Origin of the sequence: Chryseobacterium paridis (assembly GCF_016595215.1) — a bacterium.
GTDB lineage: Bacteria > Bacteroidota > Bacteroidia > Flavobacteriales > Weeksellaceae > Chryseobacterium > Chryseobacterium paridis.
Genome location: NZ_JAENHK010000001.1, coordinates 855,266 through 874,518 on the forward strand (window position 1 = coordinate 855,266; position 19,253 = coordinate 874,518).

The following is a 19,253-nucleotide window of genomic DNA, read 5'->3' on the forward strand; positions in this document are numbered from 1 at the left end:
CTTTTTACGCTTAAAACCTGAAGTTAAATCTGGCAAAAACCTGTCTTCCTGCAAAGCCCATTTGTACTGGATCAAAAATCCCCCCGGATTCAGTATTTCCAGCCGAAACGGCTTCTCTTTGAAGTGTAGGATACCTGTTAAATAGATTTTTACTACCAATTGTTAAGCTAATATTTTTTGAAAAATCATATCCAAAAGATAAGTCGGTCGTGATTTTTGCATTATAGGTTTGAAAATCATCTGGCCCATTGTATCCAATTAGGGTCAGTTTATGGAATCTCACCAATTGTAAATTGGCATTGAATTTTGAGATTTTATAATTTAAGCTCAAGTTGACTTTTGTTTTAGGAGCTGAGGCTAAAATAAACGCGCGTTCACGAGCACTAAGATAAATATCTTCTTTTCCTTTCAGCTTTTCTGAAACATTGACAGAAGTAATTTCCATATCATTATAGTTTCCTGCTAAAGTTGCAGAAAGCCTTCCATTTCCAATTGTTTCGTTATAACTCAATATAACGTCTACTCCTTTTGTTCTTGTATCTATGGCATTAGAGAAGAATTGTGCCTGATCAATATAAGGATAATCTACCTGAACATCTGGTGGTAAATCGGTTCTGGAAAAATTACCTGTCAATACAATTCTATTTTTAACATTAATGTAGTATCCATCAATTGTTGCGGTGAATTTTCCTGTATTGAAGGTAAATCCAACACTTCCATTTACTGAGGTTTCCTGCTTCAACTGAGGGATTCCAGTCCTTACTGCTAAATCACTGTCGTTGGGTGCCAACTGAATAGTAACCAGTTTATTACCTTGGAAATTGGTGAATTGTAAATCAAAGTATTTTTGAGCTAAAGAAGGCGCTCTGAATCCTGTAGAAACAGAACCTCGAAGAGCGAATTGAGGAGTTATAGCATATCTTGTCGCAAATTTTCCATTGATTGTACTTCCAAAATCGTTGTAATTTTCAAATCTCCCCGCAACGCTAACCATCCATTTTTTAGTGATATCAAGTTCAGTATCCACATAGGCAGCGAAATTATTTCTGTTTTTATTTAAATTCACCGAATATCCTGGAAATCCCTGTGAGCCACCTGGTCTATATCGGACTGGATCTGATCCGGGAACTGGGACCAATAAGTTTTGAGGAGTGTCATTAGTTACAATATTTCCATTGATATCATATGCAGCATAAGATGCTTCTTCACCCTTTATAATTTCAAATCTCTCATATCTGAATTCGGAACCGAAAGCAATATTAAGTCCTTCTAAAACATTGAATTGTTTTGTGGCATTAAATCCAGTTGTGTTTTGCAGTAAAGAATGTCCTCCTGCGTTAAAACTAGTTGGGGATTTTACTCCTAAAGTTGCATTTAATGTATTATCGATCTGGTAGGTGAATCGGTTGCTTCCAAAAGCATTATAAAAATCAACATCCCAATCCAGAACTTTGAACTTTAATCCATTATCAAAAGTGAAATCTGTTATTTTAGTATTTTCAATGGGGTTAAATCCGTTTGGATAGATTTCCGGAATATTTTTATCGTCATCAGCTTTTCTCGTCCATGCATAAGCGTGGGTATTTCTATTGGAGAATCCTTGACGTGAATAGAACGTGAGATTATCTGATAAGGGAAGTTGTATATTACCAAAGAAATAAACATTCTGTGATTTGGCGTCTCCAAATCTTTGTCTTGGAGCATCATAAATGGCAGGATTTGCATTTCTGATTGCGTATTCTTTATTCACGAATTCGGCTGTGAAATTTCCAAAACCTCCTTTATTACCTATTTTTGTTCCAAGATTACCATTGAAATCGAATGTAAGCCCATCTATTTTGTGATCGGAAACAACATCATTGTTGCCAGGGCTTTTAAATAAATTCATTCCGGAAAAAACATTTCCTTCAAATCCTTTATCCCGGTCATTTAAAATGACATTGATAACCCCAGCAATAGCATCAGAACCATATTGGGCAGATGCTCCGTCACGAAGAACCTCTATTCTTTTGATTGCCCCGATTGGAATTGTATTCATATCGTATCCCGTATTTCCCCTTCCTTTAGTACCGAAAAGGTTGATAAGAGAAGACTGATGGTATCTTTTGCCGTTTAATAAAAGTAAAGTTTGGTCTGGTCCCAGCCCTCTTAAGGTAGCGGGATCTACTGCATCCGCACCATCGGAGCCTGATTGTTTATTTGAATTAAAAGAAGGAGCTGCAAACTGTAAAAGTTGATTGACCTCTATTTGTCCTGTGGATTGACTTACTTGCTTAATATCAATGACGTCAATAGGAACAGGAGTGTCGATGACAGTTCTTTTTTTATTTCGGCTTCCGGTAATCGCTACTTCTTCAATTTTAGCTTCCTTTGAAATGGTATCATTGGTTTGCTGCGAATATAAAGCTGCAGTCGTGCCAAGAAATAAGGCACTCAGGTATTTAATTTTCATATATATCAAGTTTCGGTGATTGGTAATTTGATCAAAAGTATTGATTTTTGATTTTAAATCAACAAAAAAAATCACTATTGTTTGAAAAGTATTATGAAAAATAAATGTTAAGCATAATTAAATGAAAAAAATTAATTAAAATCAAAAAATCAGTTAAAATATAAAAATGTCAATACTAAATATATAAGATGTTGAATTGTGACGAATATTTTTAATTATTCGATGTGCTGGTTATTATCAAATAAAAAACCGGGAGCTAAATCCCGGTTTTAATTTTATGCTTCTTCTAACTGTACAGTAAAGTGTCGTAAAAGATCTGGTTCCCATGTAATTTTATATCCTTTAGCAATTTCTTCACGTCTTTCATAAACGTTCTTAATCGCTGCAGCGATATATTCCATATGGTTATTGGTGTAGGTTCTTCTAGGGATAGCCAGACGAACAAGTTCTAGTTTTGGATAACGGTTCTGTCTTGTCTCGGGATCTCTATCGGCTAATAAAGTACCAATTTCCACAGTTCTGATTCCTGCCTCTTTATAGATTTCAAGACCTAGAGTCTGCGCTGGATACTCTTCACGGGCAACTTTAGGAAGGAAATTTAAAGAATCTATAAAAACAGCATGTCCACCAATTGGCTTTTGAACTGGAATTCCATATTCTATCAATTTGTTTCCAAGATATTCAACCTGTGAAATTCTGCTCTCCAGATATGCAAATTCTGTTGCTTCATTGAGTCCTACTGCCAATGCTGCCATATCTCTTCCTGCCATGCCTCCGTAAGTAATGAACCCTTCATAAATAATAGTAAAGCTGGAAGCCTTTCTGAAAATCTCTTCACTGTTTAAAGCGATGAAACCTCCAATGTTTACCAATCCATCTTTTTTAGAGCTCATTGTCATTCCATCTCCATAAGAGAAAATTTCCTTACAGATTTCTTTAATACTTCTGTTTTCCTGACCTTTTTCTCTTTTTTTAATGAAATAAGCATTTTCTGCAAATCTCGCTGAATCAAAGAAAACAGGAATTCCATATTGGTTGGAAAGCTCTTTTACCGCCTTCATATTTTCTAAAGAAACAGGTTGACCTCCTGACGAATTACAAGTAATAGTGATTAAACAGAAAGGGATCTTTTCTTTAGGATGGCTTTTATAAACTTCCTCCAGTTTTTCAAGATTGATGTTCCCCTTGAATGGGTGCAGATCATTTATATCAAAAGCTTCATCAATCGTGCAATCAATAGCATGAGCTTTACGGAATTCAATGTGACCTTTGGTCGTATCGAAGTGAGAATTTCCGGGAATGACATCACCATCTTTTACAAGAACGGAAAACAAAACGTTTTCAGCGGCTCTTCCCTGGTGAGTTGGTAAAAGATATTGGAAACCCGTAATGCTTTTTACAGTGTTATGAAGTTCTTCAAATGAACGGGATCCGGCATAGCTTTCATCTCCTGTCATCAATGCTCCCCATTGTCTGTCAGACATCGCTCCGGTTCCTGAATCAGTTAATAGATCAATAAAGACCTGTGAAGATTTTAAGTTAAATAAATTGTAATTGGCTTCTTTAAGCCATTGTTCTCTTTCTTCTCTTGTTGATTGACGGATCTCCTCAACCATTTTAATGCGGAAAGGCTCCGCGTACGGTAAATTCATGAGTTAAGTATTTATTTGATTGTTTTTTAAAGAAAATTTGTTTGAAAATAATTTCAATTCATCAAGTATATTTAAAGAAGTAGTGGAATGCTACTCAGGTGCCTTAAATATATTTTCATCAGAGTGGAAACCAGCGACTCCTCCACTTACAGCAAATTTCATTGCTGAAGCAGCAGACATGCCCACTACAGGTTTGATGTTTTTTTCTTCGGTAACAATTACCCATCCGGAAATAGCATAAGAATGAGGAAGATAAACTGCTACATAATTATGTTTATCTACATCAGCCATTTCCTTCTGAGTTAAAAACCCAATTCTCCAGATTTCAGGATTCTCATTGGTTTTTACCCATACAGGATCATTAAATTTTTTTTTATCACCTACAAAGGAAGACATGACGTCTTTTGTGGGTGTATATATATGCTTTACTCCAGGAGTTTTTTCTAGCAAACTGTCCATCGTGTCAAAAAAGAATCTTCCCACAACGAATTTATTTCCTAAATAACCTAAAAGAGCAGTAATTAAAATGGTAGATACAAAGACTAACCCAGGAATTTCCTTTGCAACAGATGGGATGATATTGTCGATGGATGTGACAATATACCAAATTACAAAAATGGTAAGTCCGATAGGTCCAATAATAACCAATCCCTGAAAAAAATTCTTCAGGAAAAAATTAGCAATATTTTCGAATGTTAGTTTTTTCAACTTTTGTATATGATAATTGGTTTAGCCGTGTATGCTTTCCTTATTTCCGTAGGACTTAATAATACTGGCTTCATATTCAAGCCACTCTTCCCAGCGACTGTTTACTTTTTCGGGATTACCCAATTGCCTTGCAAAACCAATGAAGGTCGTATAATGATTAGCTTCAGAGATCATCAATTCTTTATAGAACGTTTTAAGCTCTTCATCTTTGATATTTTCTGTCAAGACTTTAAATCTCTCACAACTTCTCGCTTCAATCATTGCTGCGAACAGCATTTTGTCAACAATAAGATCTTCTCTGCTTCCCTGGATAATAAATTTCATCAATTCATTGACATAATCATCCTTTCGTGCCCTTCCGAATTTATATCCTCTGTTTTTAATAATCTCATGAACCTGATTGAAATGGTCAAGTTCTTCCTGAGCGATAGCCAGAAGTTCTGTTACAATTTCAGGATATTCAGGAAGCATGGTGATCAATCCAATCGCGTTGGTTGCTGCTTTTTGTTCGCACCAAGCATGATCGGTCAAAATTTCTTCTATGTTTCCCTCTGCGATATTTGCCCACCTTGGATCAGTAGGAAGTTTCAACTTAAACATGTTTTAAAATTTCTGTAAATTTAAAGTAAATTACAATAATAAATATTGTTTATTTCAGTTATTTAAGATGCCGTCTTTCTTCGAAGAAATTCTAAAACATCCCAACCTAAATGGTCTACTTTCTTTAAAGCTTTTGCTATTATTGTGGCTAATATAATATTTATGATATAGATTAAAATCATTAAGATCCACCATACCATTTTTTCCTTTAGATAAACCACAAGAAAATAAACAAGAGAGGAGCTTATACCTTGTGCAAAATAGAAGAATATGGCATTCTTCCCAATGTAAGTAATGAAATTCTCTTTTGTAATTTTTAAACGGTTGTAAAAAACAAATAAAGTCACTAAAGAGAACAGTGTCCATATAATATAAGGTGCTTGCGGAGGAAATTTATTTTTATTGATCTTATAAAATATTTCATTTCCATAATACCAGAACATCCATAATAGGAGTGCTGCAACCATTACATAAAGTACCGGAATCATTTTGAGGGAGATTTTCTTACCCTTCATTCTGTTGGCAATAAGAAATACACCAAGATAAAAAGCAACATAACCGACCTGCCCAGTTGGATAAAGCCACGGAAAGCAATTAAATATTAGGGTTAAAGCGATGCATATTCCAATAAACCAATGAACATGTTTCGGAAAAAACCTTAAAATTAAAACTCCAAAAACAGTTAATATAAAATATACCTTAAGGTACCAAAAGCTTCCCATCACTACAGGGAACGTATCGGCATTGGTATACTGATGAAGATACCAGTTGCCTAGATTCTGCCATTGAGGTACTGCTGAGATACTTGTTGTTGCATATTTGGAACCAAATGTCGAATAAAAATTTTGCAACCATTCCATAGAGAAGAAGGTCAATCCAAAAACCTTAAAAAAGTAATCTAAGAAAAACAGAAATGTTACAAAGATCATATAGGTTATCTGAAGTTTCAGCAATCTATAAAGTGTTTTTTCAATATTAGCTCCGGAAGTAATTCCACTAAGAGCATAGAAGAGAGCTACATCAAATACCAATGAAAACACTCTGGTTTCTGCAGAAATGTAAAATTGACCAGACCAGAAAGCAGTATGAATAAATATAATGGATAGCGTTGCTAATCCTTTTGCAAAATCAATGTAAAGATCTCTATTCATTATGATATGTGATAAACCTCAAAAATAAATAAAGTTTGGTAATTATTGATAATAAAAAAAGAGGTAAAGCAATTCTTTACCTCCTTTTCTAAATATGTGAAAAATGAATGTTTACAGTTTTTTGAACTCTTCAGCAGAAATTTCTCCAGATTGAATTTTTCTTAATTCATCCATATACTGACTCATATAAGCATCAATTTCAGGATTTCTGGAATTTTTACCCATTTTGTAAGTGCCATTTAAAACTCCCTGATAGTAATAGAAGAAGTTGTAATCAAAATCAGCTGCAGAAAGGCTGTATTGTCCTAATAAGAAACCTAGACGAACAGCAGATCTTCTTTGCGGAGGAGTTCCGTGGTGATTAGCGCTTGATGTTTGATAATCTCCAATGCTTTGTGCAAACTCATAAGCAGAAGCAATTTCAGAGAATTGGGTTTTATTATACCCGTTTGGTCTTCTTAAATAATATCCGGCAAAACCATCAGCTTCCAATTCGTTTGGTCTGGCTGTAGATTCATTTACAGAAGGTAAATTAAAAGCATACTGTAACTGATGTCCGTATTCGTGTGCAAGAATCATCGCATTTACAATATCTCCGCCCTTATTTTTTGCGTCAGCATAGATGGCATAACCATAATAGATTTTTCCGTTAGAATAGGAAATAGCATTGTAAGTAGAATTGAAATTGGAAGGATCATTTACAAATCGTAATGTAGGATTACTTCTTCCCCACATGCTTGCAATCTTAGTCATCTGACCATTCATAAAGTTAGTGTCAGCTGATGTTTGCAAACCTGTTAAAAGCACTGCTGTTGAACTCCAGTATTGATCTACATAAGAGCAACTCTTTTGCAAGTCTCCAGGCTGTTCAATTTTAGCGTTTTCAGTTTGGGAATTTGGTAAGACATTGTCTTCCATTTTGTCATCGTTACAAGCTGTAAGTGATAATACAGCAACAGCTCCTGCTAAAAAGCAGAATTTTAAATTTTTCATATAAAATATTTTTTGGTGAAAACGAAGGTATAAATTATTTTTTATAAATTAATATATAAATAGTTAAAATTATTCCTATATCGGTGAAAAAGTATTTTTAATAAAAATATGGTTTTGATTGTAAGCTATTTATAAAATAATTTGTATATTTGCACCTTGAAATAACTAAAAATTTATAAACAATGTTTGCAATTGTAGAAATAGCAGGGCTTCAATATAAAGTTGAGCAAGACCAGAAGTTGTTTGTACACCGTTTAAAAGGAGACAAAGGAGGAAAAGTTTCTTTCGATAAAGTTCTTCTTACTGTAAATGGTACAATCACTGTAGGCGCCCCAGCTGTAAGCGGGATCACTGTAGAAGCAGAGATCTTAGATCATGTAAAAGCTGATAAAGTAATCGTTTTCAAAAAGAAAAGAAGAAAAGGATACGAAGTTAAAAATGGTCACAGACAATCTTTAACTCAAATTCAAATTACAGGAATCACTGGATTTGAAGGAGGTGCAAAGAAAGCAGCTAAAAAAGAAACTGTAAAGGCTGAGGTTCTTTCAGACAACGCAACTGTTAACTTTGGTGAAGATCATGAATTGAACTATCACTTAAAGAAAAACAACTTGTCTCAGTCTAAAGAAAACAGAGAGACTTTAATTACTTTAGGTAAAGCTGTTAAAGTTGAATTAGAGAAGAAAGTTCTTACTCACGAAGAAGTAGATGCTGCTATCGTTAAGAACATTGATCAATTTAAAGCTCTTAATAAATAATAATAATCTACAAATAAAATGGCACACAAGAAAGGAGTCGGTAGTTCCAAAAACGGTAGAGAATCTCACTCTAAAAGATTAGGTGTAAAGATTTTCGGTGGACAAGAAGCTATTGCCGGTAATATTATTATCAGACAAAGAGGTACACAACACCACCCAGGTGAAAACGTGGGAATGGGTAAAGACCATACTTTGTTTGCATTAGTAGACGGTAAAGTAGTTTTCAGAAAGAAAGCAAATAACAGATCTTTTGTATCTGTAGAACCAAACGCTTAATCTAAGCGTTCTATAAAAAAACGAAAGCCTCAACAATTTGTTGAGGCTTTTTTGTGTTTTATAATTTGTTTATCCGGAGAATAAGTAGTGCTTTTCTTTTATGATCGATTCGAAATATCAATGATATTTAAAAATTTAACATTATTTAAATAAAGCGGAACTAAAAAAAATATTATATCGAGAGAATTGTAGTAAATGACATCAATCTACAATAGACATTAAAAAGATACGATAATTCTTGAAGTATTTATTTTTTAAAACCCAACTTGGAACCCTGCCTTTACTCCAAATGTAGAAATGTCTGGTCTGTTTAAGTAATTTCCTCGCCAGTTAAAATCGACTCTAAAAATTCTAAGATTTCCAAATCCTATATTTTCTATACCGAACCCATATTCATAATAAATATGATCACTTGGAGCAGAGTATTTGAAGCCCTCTACGTTGATAGCTTTAGAGGCATTACTTAAAGTCCCATAAGCACTTCGGATAAAGGCTATTTCTCTTAATTTTAGTTTCTTTATTAAAGGAATGTAAGAAAGGATTTTACCATTGAAATGGTGCTCTAAATGAAGCGTTGTGTAAGTGTCCGCAACGAATTCATAATAATTCAATTGTGCAAATGTATTTCCCACCAAACTATAAGATTGGTTTCCGGGAATTACATTTTGCAATGCTAATGGAACCGTATTGAAATTCTTTCCGGCTTCAAAATTAATTAAAGTCTTGCCCCAGCTTCCAATTAAAACAGGTTTATAAAATAAAAACTGTAATTTGTTATAGTTAAAATCCGCATTAAAAAGCCCCTCAATCCCTCTGGTGTACTTTAAAACAATTGTGGGTGCCAAGGTACCATGTTCATGTCTGTCGACTCCGGTTTGTGAAAATTTGGCTCCTGGTCTTGCTATTAAGCTAACGGTGACATGTGAATCATTAACCGTTTTTCTCAGGTCTCCATTTCGGTAGTACATCAGACTGAATCCCTCAGGATTGGCCGATTTAATGCTTTGCATGGTTCCATCAATTCTGATCTGAAAATTTTTCCAGGGCTCTATGGATGTGAAAATATTGGTTTGATTTAAAGAGCTTAAGGAAGCGTTACTTCCTCTTGCAAACACCGTAGAAGATGCAAAAGTTCGGGACATGATTCCATCATCTGTTGTCAGCTGTACACCTAATTGCATAACATCTCTTCTTGTTCCGGCTCCGATCATGAATCGGTTAACTTTATTGAACATGTATTTTGCCTCTACACCATATTTGAATTTTTGATCTTTAAACCCATAAGCAGTATAGAATTGTACTCTCCATGGATCATTCATAGAGAAATAACTTCTTGCTCCTAATCTTATTCTGTCTCCCTCAACTTCGTTTACACCATAAACAGAAAATATAGGACCTAAGTCGATTCCTTTAGTGACATTATAATAACCCGATCCAAGGGTTTCATATAGTTTTACGATCCTGTTGAATTTTGGCACCTGTTGAAGCTTATCCAGCATGTCATAGACTCCCTGTTCTGATTTGGATAGTGAATCTGGTCTTGCTTTTACCCAATAAGAATCATCTTTATCTACAAATTTATTATCATACTCCTCTTCACTCCTTTTAAAAACTGAAGCGGCAAGAGGTTTGTTAAATTCATATTGAGAATAATCGACAGTTCTTTTGGCAATAATACTTTTCGATGTTTTCTTTTTGGAGAAAGGAGTCATTTCTACAACCGTTACAAACTTTTTAGGTAAGAATGTATTTTCGTCTGGATTATCATATTCCAGCTCTGTGGAAATTCCATTGACAAAATTAACGTTCATCTTTTGGGTTGATTTTAATGTCGCTCCCAAAACGGCATACGTATCAGTGTCGATATAGAGGTAGCCCTGAAAGGCCAAAATTTCAGTTCTTTTAGGCTGATATCTTATTTTGTAGGCATTTTCACCTCGCATGGAAATGGTATCAATAAGATTGTAATCATACGTACTAAAACCATCACTTCCTACGGGACTTGGAAAGCCAATATCAAAATAATTCAATGTATTGTCATAGATATTGATATCGCGGTAAAGGTTTTTGGCAGTTAACGTAACAATTTGATTATCCTGGAACCCTGAGGTTTTCTGTGCTACCAGAAGTCTTTTGGTTTTTTTTCCAGGCTTATTCTCACCGTAATTTTTATAAACAGCCTCATTCAGAAAGATAGGAAGTGCCATTTTACCACTTGCTGTTGAATCTGCATAGTCAAAAATGAAATCCAGCTTGTTAAAGATCTTTCTTTTCATGAAAGTGCTGTCCAGATTATTGGCGTCAAACTGGATCTTTTCGTATTCATTGTAAGTATAGGTATCGAATTTATCCAGACCATTATTTCTCTTCCGCTTCCATACTTCCTGCATAATTGCATAAGCTGGATTTTCTTTCTTGCTCTTATATTTTGTTTTTTCGTTGTGAATAACAACTTCCTGAATATTCTCTACCTTTTCTTTTGACAGTTTTACAAAAATATTATTAGCATTTTCAGGTGTAATATCAATGCTTTGCAGTGCATAGCTCTTTCTTAAAAACTTTAATTTATAAATAATGCTATCTGATTGAACACTAAAAGCTCCTGTCGTAGTTGTTAAAAGAGGATCGTTGCTATCATTAATGAAAATATCTACTCCAGTAACTTCTTTATTTGTTTTAGCATCAACAATTCTTCCACTTGCTGCATTTTGTGCACAAACGACGCCGGAAAAGAATAGAAAAAGATAGAGGTACTGGTATTTGGGGTTATTAATTAACATTAGGTATTTCATCAAGCATTTAGCATAAACAAAAAGTATGCTGTTTATGTATTTAGAACGGATAACGGTTAAAAAAATTTCGTGTTTGTTTACAAAAATGCAAATGTAATGAAATTTATAGGACGAATTTGGTTAATTGTTGCCTATGGTTTTAGAAGAAAGAGGCTAAAAAGCCAATTGAATAAAAATAAAAAAGACCTACATTTCTGTAAGTCTTTTTGCTCCTCCTGCTGGGCTCGAACCAGCGACCCTCTGATTAACAGTCAGATGCTCTAACCAACTGAGCTAAGGAGGAATTTTCCTTTGTTTTAAGTGCTGCAAATATAATATGAATATTGATATGAAGCAAATTTTACTGCTAATTATAAGGTGTTTTAGGCTAAATATGTTGAATTTCAATAAGAAATATTTAATCAATTTTATAATTAAATCTAAATATCTTCAAATAGATGCCTAAAATAAAGCTCCGGAGATTCTAAAAAACTCTTTGTTAATTGATAATGCTCCGTTTCTTTGTAATGAGTGCGCTGAATTTTATCATCCAACAAATAGACTTCAGCATTAGGGTAGCTCATCAAAATAGGCGAATGACTGGAAATGATAAACTGAGCTTTGTTGGCCTTTTCCAATTTATGGATTATGGATAATAGCGAAAGTTGTCTTTGTGGAGAAAGTGCAGATTCGGGTTCGTCAAGGATATAAATTCCTTTTTGGAAATGATTATGAAATAATGATAGAAAGGCTTCACCGTGAGATTGCTGATGTAAAGACTTTCCTCCATAAGCATCTAAGACACGTATGTCTTCTTCTGCTACTTCATCAATATATGTTGCGAAGTTAAAAAAGCTCTCAGCTCTCATAAAAAATCCTTGAGCGGTTTTCGTATTCCAGGAAAGAGTAAGATGTTCCGATAGGGGTGATTCTGTTTTATGAAAATTATAATTGTGATTTCGATTCCCACCAGATACATTGAATCCGCATTTTTCAGCAATCGCTTCTAACAACGTTGATTTTCCAATCCCGTTTTCACCAACGAAGAAAGTAACATTGCTTCTCAATTTTAAATCTAAACCATTACTTAGAAAAGGAAGATTGAATGGAAAACCTTGTGGATGGTCATCCTTTAAATAGATCCGGGATAGGTAAGGTCTTGTGTCCATTTATTTACTAAATCAATCCTATCAAGCAAAATTTATGCAAAAAAAAGACCTACATTTCTGTAAGTCCAGTTTTTATTTTAAATCTTTGAGTATTTCCTGAATCGCTCGTTCAAGCTGTGGATCATTATCTTGTTGCCTGTCCAGAAAGGTGTTTTTGACGTAAATGTCAGGTTTTACACCTGTTTTTTCCAGGTTTTGGCCATCCAGAGTATAGGTTCCCCATGAAGGAAGTCTATAAGAAGAATTATCCACAAGGCTTTTTGCTGAAGTAAAGATGATCCAACGATAAGTGTCCTGTCCTATAATTTTTCCCAGTTTTAGAGATTTGAAGCCAGCGGCTGTTACTTCAGCATCACTTAATGAGCCTTCATTAACAAGCAAAACAATTGGTTTTGCTGCAGGTGCAAAATTGGGTTGTGTAGTCATTTTGCCTTCGCGGTATTTCCATTGTAAATAAGGCTTTTGTGCAAGGAAGTTTAATACTTTATCGTGTACATTCCCTCCTGTGTTATAGCGTAAATCAAGAATGACGGCATCTTTTCTGTTTTCCTGTTCTACCATATCTAAAAGGAAATGATCCAATTCATCAGTAGACATGTTTTTCATATAAGAATAAGCGATACGGTTGTTACTAAGTCGATTAACACGTTGGCGGTTGTTGAAAATCCAATCATCGTAGAGCAGTCCTTTCAGTTCCCCATTTGAGATAGGGTGCACTTTAGTTGCTATGTTCTTGCCACTGCGATTAAAAGTAAGGATAAGCTCATCCTGTTTTTTCGGACTCGTGAAATAGGCTTCACGATTTTCATTGGAATCGACATTTTTGCCATTTACCGTTAGTAGTTTGTCTCCCGGTTTAATATCGACACCGGAACGGAACGCCGGAGATTTACGAACGATAATTTCTACGACATAAGGTTCGTCTTTTTTAAATATAATTCCGGTTTCGTTTGTAAAGTAATTCAAATATCTGGTTTCTTCTTTTCCCATAGAGGAAAAACCAATGTGCGAAGAATTGAGTTCACCTAAAAGGTCGTTTAATAATATTCTCAGATCATTTCTATTGTTTACATAAGGGAGGTATTTGGCATATTGTTCCTTTTTTGCTTTCCAGTCAATGCCATGAAACTTCTGATCGTAAAAATTCTCTTCAACACCTGTCCATGCTTCATCAAACATTTGGGTAAATTCAGATGCAAGATCTTTATCAAAAGTGTATTGAATATTTATTTTTTCAGGTTTTAAAGTGGCTAATGTCATTTTATAGATATTACCTTCTATCAACGCAAAAAGATTCTTGTCGTTTTTGGTAATATAATTAGCAGCCTTATCGAAAATCTTCTCGGATTTGGCTGGTTCAAAATCCGTAAATACTTTTTTAAACAACTGTTTCTTTCCGTTATCCTGATTGGAATTAAAAAACAAGATTTCTTTTTTATCATCAGTAAAAACCATAGGGTTATCCTGATATCCATACCTGTCAGTAACCATTTCGATTCTTTCCAATGCATTTTCAGGGTTAATTTTTAATTCCTTGATGACAGGCTCTTTTGTTTCTTTTTTCTCTTTATTTTCTTCTTTTTCACCCTTTTTGTCATTGCTATCCTTTTTGGTTTCATCTGTTTTAGTTTCTTTTTTCTCTTCGATAAAAAGTTTGTCAAATTTTTCAGATTTGTAAGGTTCGTCAAACCAATCAAGAGCCATTCTGTAAATGTTGGATTTCTGCAATCCCAAAGGATAAGAAGGGGTGGTTCTGTCACTCGTAAAATAAATGTACTTACCATCTGGCGACCAGAAAGGATCCTCTTCTGAAACGCCCGTGTTGGTGAGGTTTATAGTTTGAGCTTTTTTGATGTTATAAATGAATATATCCAGTTCAAAATTCCTTTTTGCTGAAAATAGCACATATTCATCATTAGGAGAAAATGAAGGTGTTGAATTTTGGAAAGCCCATATTTCATCATTTACAATAGTGGTAGAATTGAAATTTTTTAGATCTATTAATCTTACTTCATCCCGGCCACTTAAGTAAACTCCTTTTGTAAGGTCATTGTTAAGGGTTATATTACGGTTGTTTCGCAAATCTTTTGTCAGCTGTTTTAATTCTCCTTTTCCATCTGCACTGATGCTAAACCAGTTTTGATATCCCTTGTCGGTCTGATTAAAAAGTAAGGTGCGATTATCTTTCAGCCATTTTACTTCCATTACGCGCTCTTTTCCATCGGAAATTTGTTGTGTAAATTTCCCTTCAATGTCAGACACAAATAAAACGCCTCTGCTGACAAATGCCATTTTTTTTCCATCTGGTGAAACGTCGTAGTAAGAAATATTATTCTCTGTCATGAAATTTTGCTCTTTTTCCAATGTTTTATTGGTGTTCAAGCTAATGTTCAGTGCCTTTGTATTCTTGGTGGCTACATCGTAAATATAAAGCTGGTAATCTTTTTCAAAAATTACTTTAGAGCCATTTGCAGAAACAAATGGCTTTTTAATAGAAGTGCTAAATTCGGTCAATGCCGTCTTTTTGCCATTTTCAATTTTATAGAGATTGTATTCATTATTATTTTCATCAGAAATAAAATAGATGATTCCATTCTTATCGACCGTTGGATTGAAATCTTTTCCTTCGTAGTTCGTATACTGTTTGAAGATATTATTCTTTTGATTGAACCCTAAAATATCAGGATTGTTTTCTCCTTTATAATGTTTTCGATGTACCTGATAAGCACTTTCAGGTGAACTGGTAAAAAGATATTCGCCTGAAGGGGTTTCAGCAAGCCCATTGGTATTGTTGAAATAATTGTTGAAAAGTTTTTGTGGAGTCTTTCCTTCAATACTGGTTTTAAAACTTCCAAAATTATTATTTCTGTTAGACGTAAAATAAATGGTTTTACTATCCCATCCCCAGTTTTCTATTTCATCTTTTCCGGTATGGAAAGTAAGCTGTTTAATTGTTCCACCTTCAGCAGGCATTAAGTAAACATCATAGTTTCCATATTGATTAGAGCTGAATGCAAGCCATTTTCCATCTGGAGAAATACGTGGATTAATTTCTTCTCCATCTAAAGCGGTGACCCTTGAAGCATTTCCGCCATTGGAATCCACTTTCCAGATATCCCCATCATATGCGAAATAAGCAGTTTTTCCGTCAGGACTTAATGATGGACTAGATAAAAAAAAAGATTTCTCCTGTGCTGAAACCTGAATAGTAGCAAAAACTACTGCTAACGAAATGAAGATTTTTCTCATGGAATATTTCAATATGTATACAAGATTATAAAAGAAGTCGCTAAAGCTTTTTACTAAAGAGTATGAAAACTTAATAATAAGTTACAAATATCTAATATTTTTGAAAAATGTTTAGAGCTTAAAGCAATTAAATTGTAGGAATTTGAAGATATAAAGCAAAAAAAAGACTTACAGAAATGTAAGTCTTTTTGGCTCCTCCTGCTGGGCTCGAACCAGCGACCCTCTGATTAACAGTCAGATGCTCTAACCAACTGAGCTAAGGAGGAATGTCCTTTGTTTTTAAGTGGTGCAAATATAGGACGAATATCTATACCACACAAATTTTTCTTTTGAAAATTTGAAAAATCTTATAATTTTCCTGTAAATATTTTAAATATGTCGCTTCCGAAAATCAGTAACATCAAGCCTAACAGGAAGATAACCCCAATCATCTGTGCGTTTTCCAACACCTTTTGAGGAACTGGTTTTCCGACAATAATTTCATATAATGTAAAAATAACATGTCCACCATCAAGTCCCGGAATAGGAATAAGGTTCAGAAATGCTAGCCAGATTGAGAACATTGCCGTAAAACTCCAGAAAGCTGGCCAGTTGATTGCAAAACTACCATCCGCAGCTTTATTTACTGGCATAGATTTCACAATTGCAATTGGGCCCCCTACATTTTTGTATCCCTGGATCTTAGAGTTGAACATGATTTTGAATTGCTTTACCTGCATGGTTAAAGCTTCAATTGTTCTCTCAAATCCTCTTGGAATAGACTCTCCAAAAGAATATTTTTTATCAGTTACTACACTTGCAAGGCTTTTTTGGTCAACAGCGATTCCTAATTTACCATTTTTATCTACTGGTGCAGAAATGGTTTGCTTTTCAGTACCACGAGTTACCTCAATGTTAACTGTTTTCCCTTTGTTTTCAGCTAATGTTGAACTTACCTCGTCGAAGAAAGGTGTTGATTTTCCATTGATGGCTATAATTCTATCCCCTTTAGCTAATCCTGATGCTTTTGAAGAAGGAGTCGCTAAAGAATCAATGATCATTGGAATTCTTGGAGTGATGTATAGTTTTGCTTCTCTTTGTTTGATAACATCAGCTACACCATCTTCATTTACTTTAAATGTTACTTCTTTTCCATTTCTAAGAACAGTCACATGATCACTGAAAAGTATATTAATAGCTGAATTTTCCAATCTTTCTGCTGGTTTTCCATCTATAGAGACAATTTTATCACCACTTTGGAATCCCATTTTTTTACCAGCTTCGGTTACACCGATACCGTTATCAAATTTTGTAAGGTCTGTGTACATCTCTCCATTAAAAAGAGAAAGGCAGCTGTAAATTAACCAGGCAAGGAAAAAGTTAACTGTAACTCCACCCATCATAATGATTAATCTCTGCCAAGCCGGTTTTGCACGAAATTCCCACGGTTGTGCAGGCTGCTTCAATTGCTCTGTATCCATGCTTTCATCCACCATTCCTGCAATTTTCACATACCCTCCGAAAGGAAGCCATCCGATACCATATTCCGTTTCACCGATTTTTTTCTTTGCAATAGAAAACCAAGGATCGAAAAATAAATAAAACTTTTCTACTTTGGTTTTAAACCATTTGGCAGGTAAAAAATGCCCAAGTTCATGAAGAACGACTAAGATAGAAATGCTTAATATGAATTGAAAAATTTTAATTGCTAATTCCATTAATAAATTTTAGATTTTAATTTGCAAAGGTAACAATTATCAAAACTATGCCAAATAAAAAAGCTCCTCATATAGAGAAGCTTTGTCATATAATCAGACTGTTTTTATAAATTTATAGAAACTCCAAGACTGCCATTGTTACCAACCTCGGCAAATACCCCGATTCTCTCCGTGAAAAAGTAGCGTGCTCCAATATGAGCGCCAATTCCAAAATCCTTTCCAAGAACACCAAGATCTACTCCCGGATAGATATCTAATTTTTCCGGTAACTGTAAAGTTTCTTTTAAATGAAAATTCAACCTTCCAAAGATGAAAACCCTGTTGTCATTATCATTGTTTTTATATCCGCTAAAATAACCATTTAACCCAGCTCCTACAGAAATGAGCTTATTCAGTCCGTAATCATAGGTTCCTGTAACTCCTGTTCCATATCCCCAGGCACTAAAGCCAAGTTGTATTTTCTGATCTCCTTTTCCTGTCCAGGCCTGAGCATTTACGGTAGCTCCAAAGAAGATAACCATAAATATAAAAACCAATTTCTTCATAAAATTTAAACTTTTGATGTATTTACTAAAAATATTGAGCAACAAAAATAGAACCGAAATCGATTAAAAACCCTATTTTTATACAAGATTTTGAATGATTTTATGAAAATTAAGGGATTAAATTTAGATATTGTCTGGAAAGATAAAAATGAAAACTTTCGTTTAATAGAAGAAGAATTAAATAATCAGGAGGCTGATCTGTTTCTCCTGCCGGAAATGTTTTCTACAGGTTTTTGTATGGATGCTTCTGAAGTTTCAGATCGAAATGAGGAAACATTAGAATTTTTGAAGAAGATTTCAAAAGAGAAAAATACTGCATTTTGTGGTAGCGCTCCGGTTGAAGAGAATGGTAATTTCTACAATCGAATGTATTTTGTAAAACCTGATTCCACAATCATTTTTTATGATAAAAGGCATTTGTTTTCTTTCTCAGGTGAAGATAAAGTGTATACACCAGGAAAAGAAAGAGTAATTGTTGAACATAAAGGAATCCGTTTTTTATTACAGGTTTGCTATGATCTTCGCTTTCCTGTCTTTGCAAGGAATAATGATGATTATGATGCAATTCTATATGTGGCTAACTGGCCTGAGAAGAGAGTAGGAGCATGGGAGCATTTATTAAAAGCCCGGGCTATTGAAAATTTATCTTTTGTTTTTGGATTGAATAGAATTGGAACAGACGGAAATAATCTTTTTTATCAGGAAAGCACCCATTGTTTTTTTGCTGATGGTAAAGAGATTTCCCAAAAAGACAAGAATATTGTTTCAGCAGAATTGAACTTAGAAGAATTAAAGGATTTCAGAAAACATTTTCAGTTTTTAAATGATAGAGATCATTTTTCTATTGAAATGTAGACCAGAGATTCAAGTTTAGAAATGAATCAGACTCATTCCATAAAAATAAAACTGTGAGATTTTCACAGTTTTATTCGTATTGTTTCAAAAGTTGAGTTAAAGTGTTTACATCATGTACACCACTTTCCTTCCAGAGAAGTTCTCCATCTTTAAATATTGCTAAAGTAGGAACTCCACGTACTCCGTATTGCGATGCAATAGCAGGATATTGGTCTACATCTACTTTTATGATTCTTGCTCCTTCACCTACATTTTCTTTTACTGTAGTTAAGACCGAAGACTGCACTTTGCATGGTTGACACCATGTGGCAAAAAAGTCAATTAAAACTGGTCTTTCGGAGTTAATAAGTTCTTTAAATTTTTCTGACATGATTTTG

At 34.3% G+C, this 19,253-nt stretch carries 15 protein-coding genes and 2 tRNA genes; 3 read left to right on the forward strand and 14 right to left on the reverse strand.

Annotation, left to right across the window (positions count from 1 at the left end; genetic code table 11):
- Positions 1 to 10: 10 nt before the first annotated feature.
- The 6 genes from JHL15_RS03975 to JHL15_RS04000 form a co-directional block, all read right to left on the reverse strand.
- A complete protein-coding gene (locus JHL15_RS03975) occupies positions 11 to 2,452 on the reverse strand; it encodes a TonB-dependent receptor plug domain-containing protein (protein WP_200243069.1) in 2,442 nt (813 codons plus the stop codon).
- 275 nt (positions 2,453 to 2,727) lie between these two features.
- Positions 2,728 to 4,104, reverse strand: a complete 1,377-nt coding sequence (locus tag JHL15_RS03980; RefSeq protein WP_200243071.1) for a tryptophanase — start codon at positions 4,102 to 4,104, stop codon at positions 2,728 to 2,730.
- 90 nt (positions 4,105 to 4,194) lie between these two features.
- Positions 4,195 to 4,812 carry a DUF502 domain-containing protein gene (locus tag JHL15_RS03985; protein WP_200243073.1) on the reverse strand — a complete coding sequence of 206 codons (618 nt, stop codon included), beginning with the start codon at positions 4,810 to 4,812 and terminating at the stop codon, positions 4,195 to 4,197.
- A gap of 21 nt (positions 4,813 to 4,833) precedes the next feature.
- Positions 4,834 to 5,412 (reverse strand): tRNA-(ms[2]io[6]A)-hydroxylase, encoded by a 579-nt coding sequence (gene miaE / locus JHL15_RS03990; protein WP_200243075.1) that lies wholly within the window; start codon positions 5,410 to 5,412, stop codon positions 4,834 to 4,836.
- A 62-nt stretch (positions 5,413 to 5,474) separates the two neighbouring features.
- Complete coding sequence (locus JHL15_RS03995; RefSeq protein ID WP_200243077.1) at positions 5,475 to 6,563, reverse strand: acyltransferase family protein; 1,089 nt, start codon at positions 6,561 to 6,563, stop codon at positions 5,475 to 5,477.
- Between the two features lie 111 nt (positions 6,564 to 6,674).
- A complete protein-coding gene (locus tag JHL15_RS04000; RefSeq protein ID WP_200243079.1) occupies positions 6,675 to 7,556 on the reverse strand; it encodes a neutral zinc metallopeptidase in 882 nt (293 codons plus the stop codon).
- 182 nt (positions 7,557 to 7,738) lie between these two features.
- Here JHL15_RS04000 and rplU point away from each other — a divergent pair, with 182 nt between their 5' ends.
- On the forward strand, positions 7,739 to 8,314 hold the full coding sequence (gene rplU / locus JHL15_RS04005; protein WP_200243083.1) for a 50S ribosomal protein L21: 576 nt from the start codon (positions 7,739 to 7,741) through the stop codon (positions 8,312 to 8,314).
- Between the two features lie 18 nt (positions 8,315 to 8,332).
- Positions 8,333 to 8,590, forward strand: coding sequence for a 50S ribosomal protein L27 (gene rpmA / locus JHL15_RS04010; protein WP_007842221.1), 258 nt, complete (start codon positions 8,333 to 8,335; stop codon positions 8,588 to 8,590).
- A 254-nt stretch (positions 8,591 to 8,844) separates the two neighbouring features.
- On the opposite strand, the gene JHL15_RS04015 is transcribed toward rpmA, so the two are convergent.
- The 7 genes from JHL15_RS04015 to JHL15_RS04045 form a co-directional block, all read right to left on the reverse strand.
- Positions 8,845 to 11,370 (reverse strand): DUF5686 family protein, encoded by a 2,526-nt coding sequence (locus JHL15_RS04015; RefSeq protein WP_200243086.1) that lies wholly within the window; start codon positions 11,368 to 11,370, stop codon positions 8,845 to 8,847.
- A gap of 221 nt (positions 11,371 to 11,591) precedes the next feature.
- Positions 11,592 to 11,665 (reverse strand) — tRNA-Asn (locus tag JHL15_RS04020).
- Between the two features lie 136 nt (positions 11,666 to 11,801).
- The gene (locus tag JHL15_RS04025; protein WP_200243089.1) at positions 11,802 to 12,530 is read right to left on the reverse strand and encodes an AAA family ATPase; all 729 of its coding nucleotides are present in this window, start codon (positions 12,528 to 12,530) and stop codon (positions 11,802 to 11,804) included.
- Between the two features lie 72 nt (positions 12,531 to 12,602).
- Positions 12,603 to 15,779: a S41 family peptidase gene (locus JHL15_RS04030; RefSeq protein WP_200243094.1), complete on the reverse strand. Its 3,177-nt coding sequence runs from the start codon at positions 15,777 to 15,779 to the stop codon at positions 12,603 to 12,605.
- 189 nt (positions 15,780 to 15,968) lie between these two features.
- A tRNA-Asn gene (locus JHL15_RS04035) sits at positions 15,969 to 16,045 on the reverse strand.
- Positions 16,046 to 16,126: 81 nt separating this feature from the next.
- Positions 16,127 to 17,476 carry an RIP metalloprotease RseP gene (gene rseP, locus JHL15_RS04040; RefSeq protein WP_200243103.1) on the reverse strand — a complete coding sequence of 450 codons (1,350 nt, stop codon included), beginning with the start codon at positions 17,474 to 17,476 and terminating at the stop codon, positions 16,127 to 16,129.
- A 104-nt stretch (positions 17,477 to 17,580) separates the two neighbouring features.
- Positions 17,581 to 18,021, reverse strand: coding sequence for a DUF6646 family protein (locus JHL15_RS04045; protein ID WP_200243106.1), 441 nt, complete (start codon positions 18,019 to 18,021; stop codon positions 17,581 to 17,583).
- Between the two features lie 102 nt (positions 18,022 to 18,123).
- On the opposite strand from JHL15_RS04045, the gene JHL15_RS04050 reads away from it, so the two are divergent.
- A complete protein-coding gene (locus JHL15_RS04050; protein WP_200243108.1) occupies positions 18,124 to 18,876 on the forward strand; it encodes a nitrilase-related carbon-nitrogen hydrolase in 753 nt (250 codons plus the stop codon).
- 70 nt (positions 18,877 to 18,946) lie between these two features.
- Here the strand turns inward: JHL15_RS04050 and JHL15_RS04055 are convergent, their stop codons facing one another.
- Complete coding sequence (locus JHL15_RS04055) at positions 18,947 to 19,246, reverse strand: thioredoxin family protein (RefSeq protein WP_200243111.1); 300 nt, start codon at positions 19,244 to 19,246, stop codon at positions 18,947 to 18,949.
- Positions 19,247 to 19,253 lie beyond the last annotated feature (7 nt).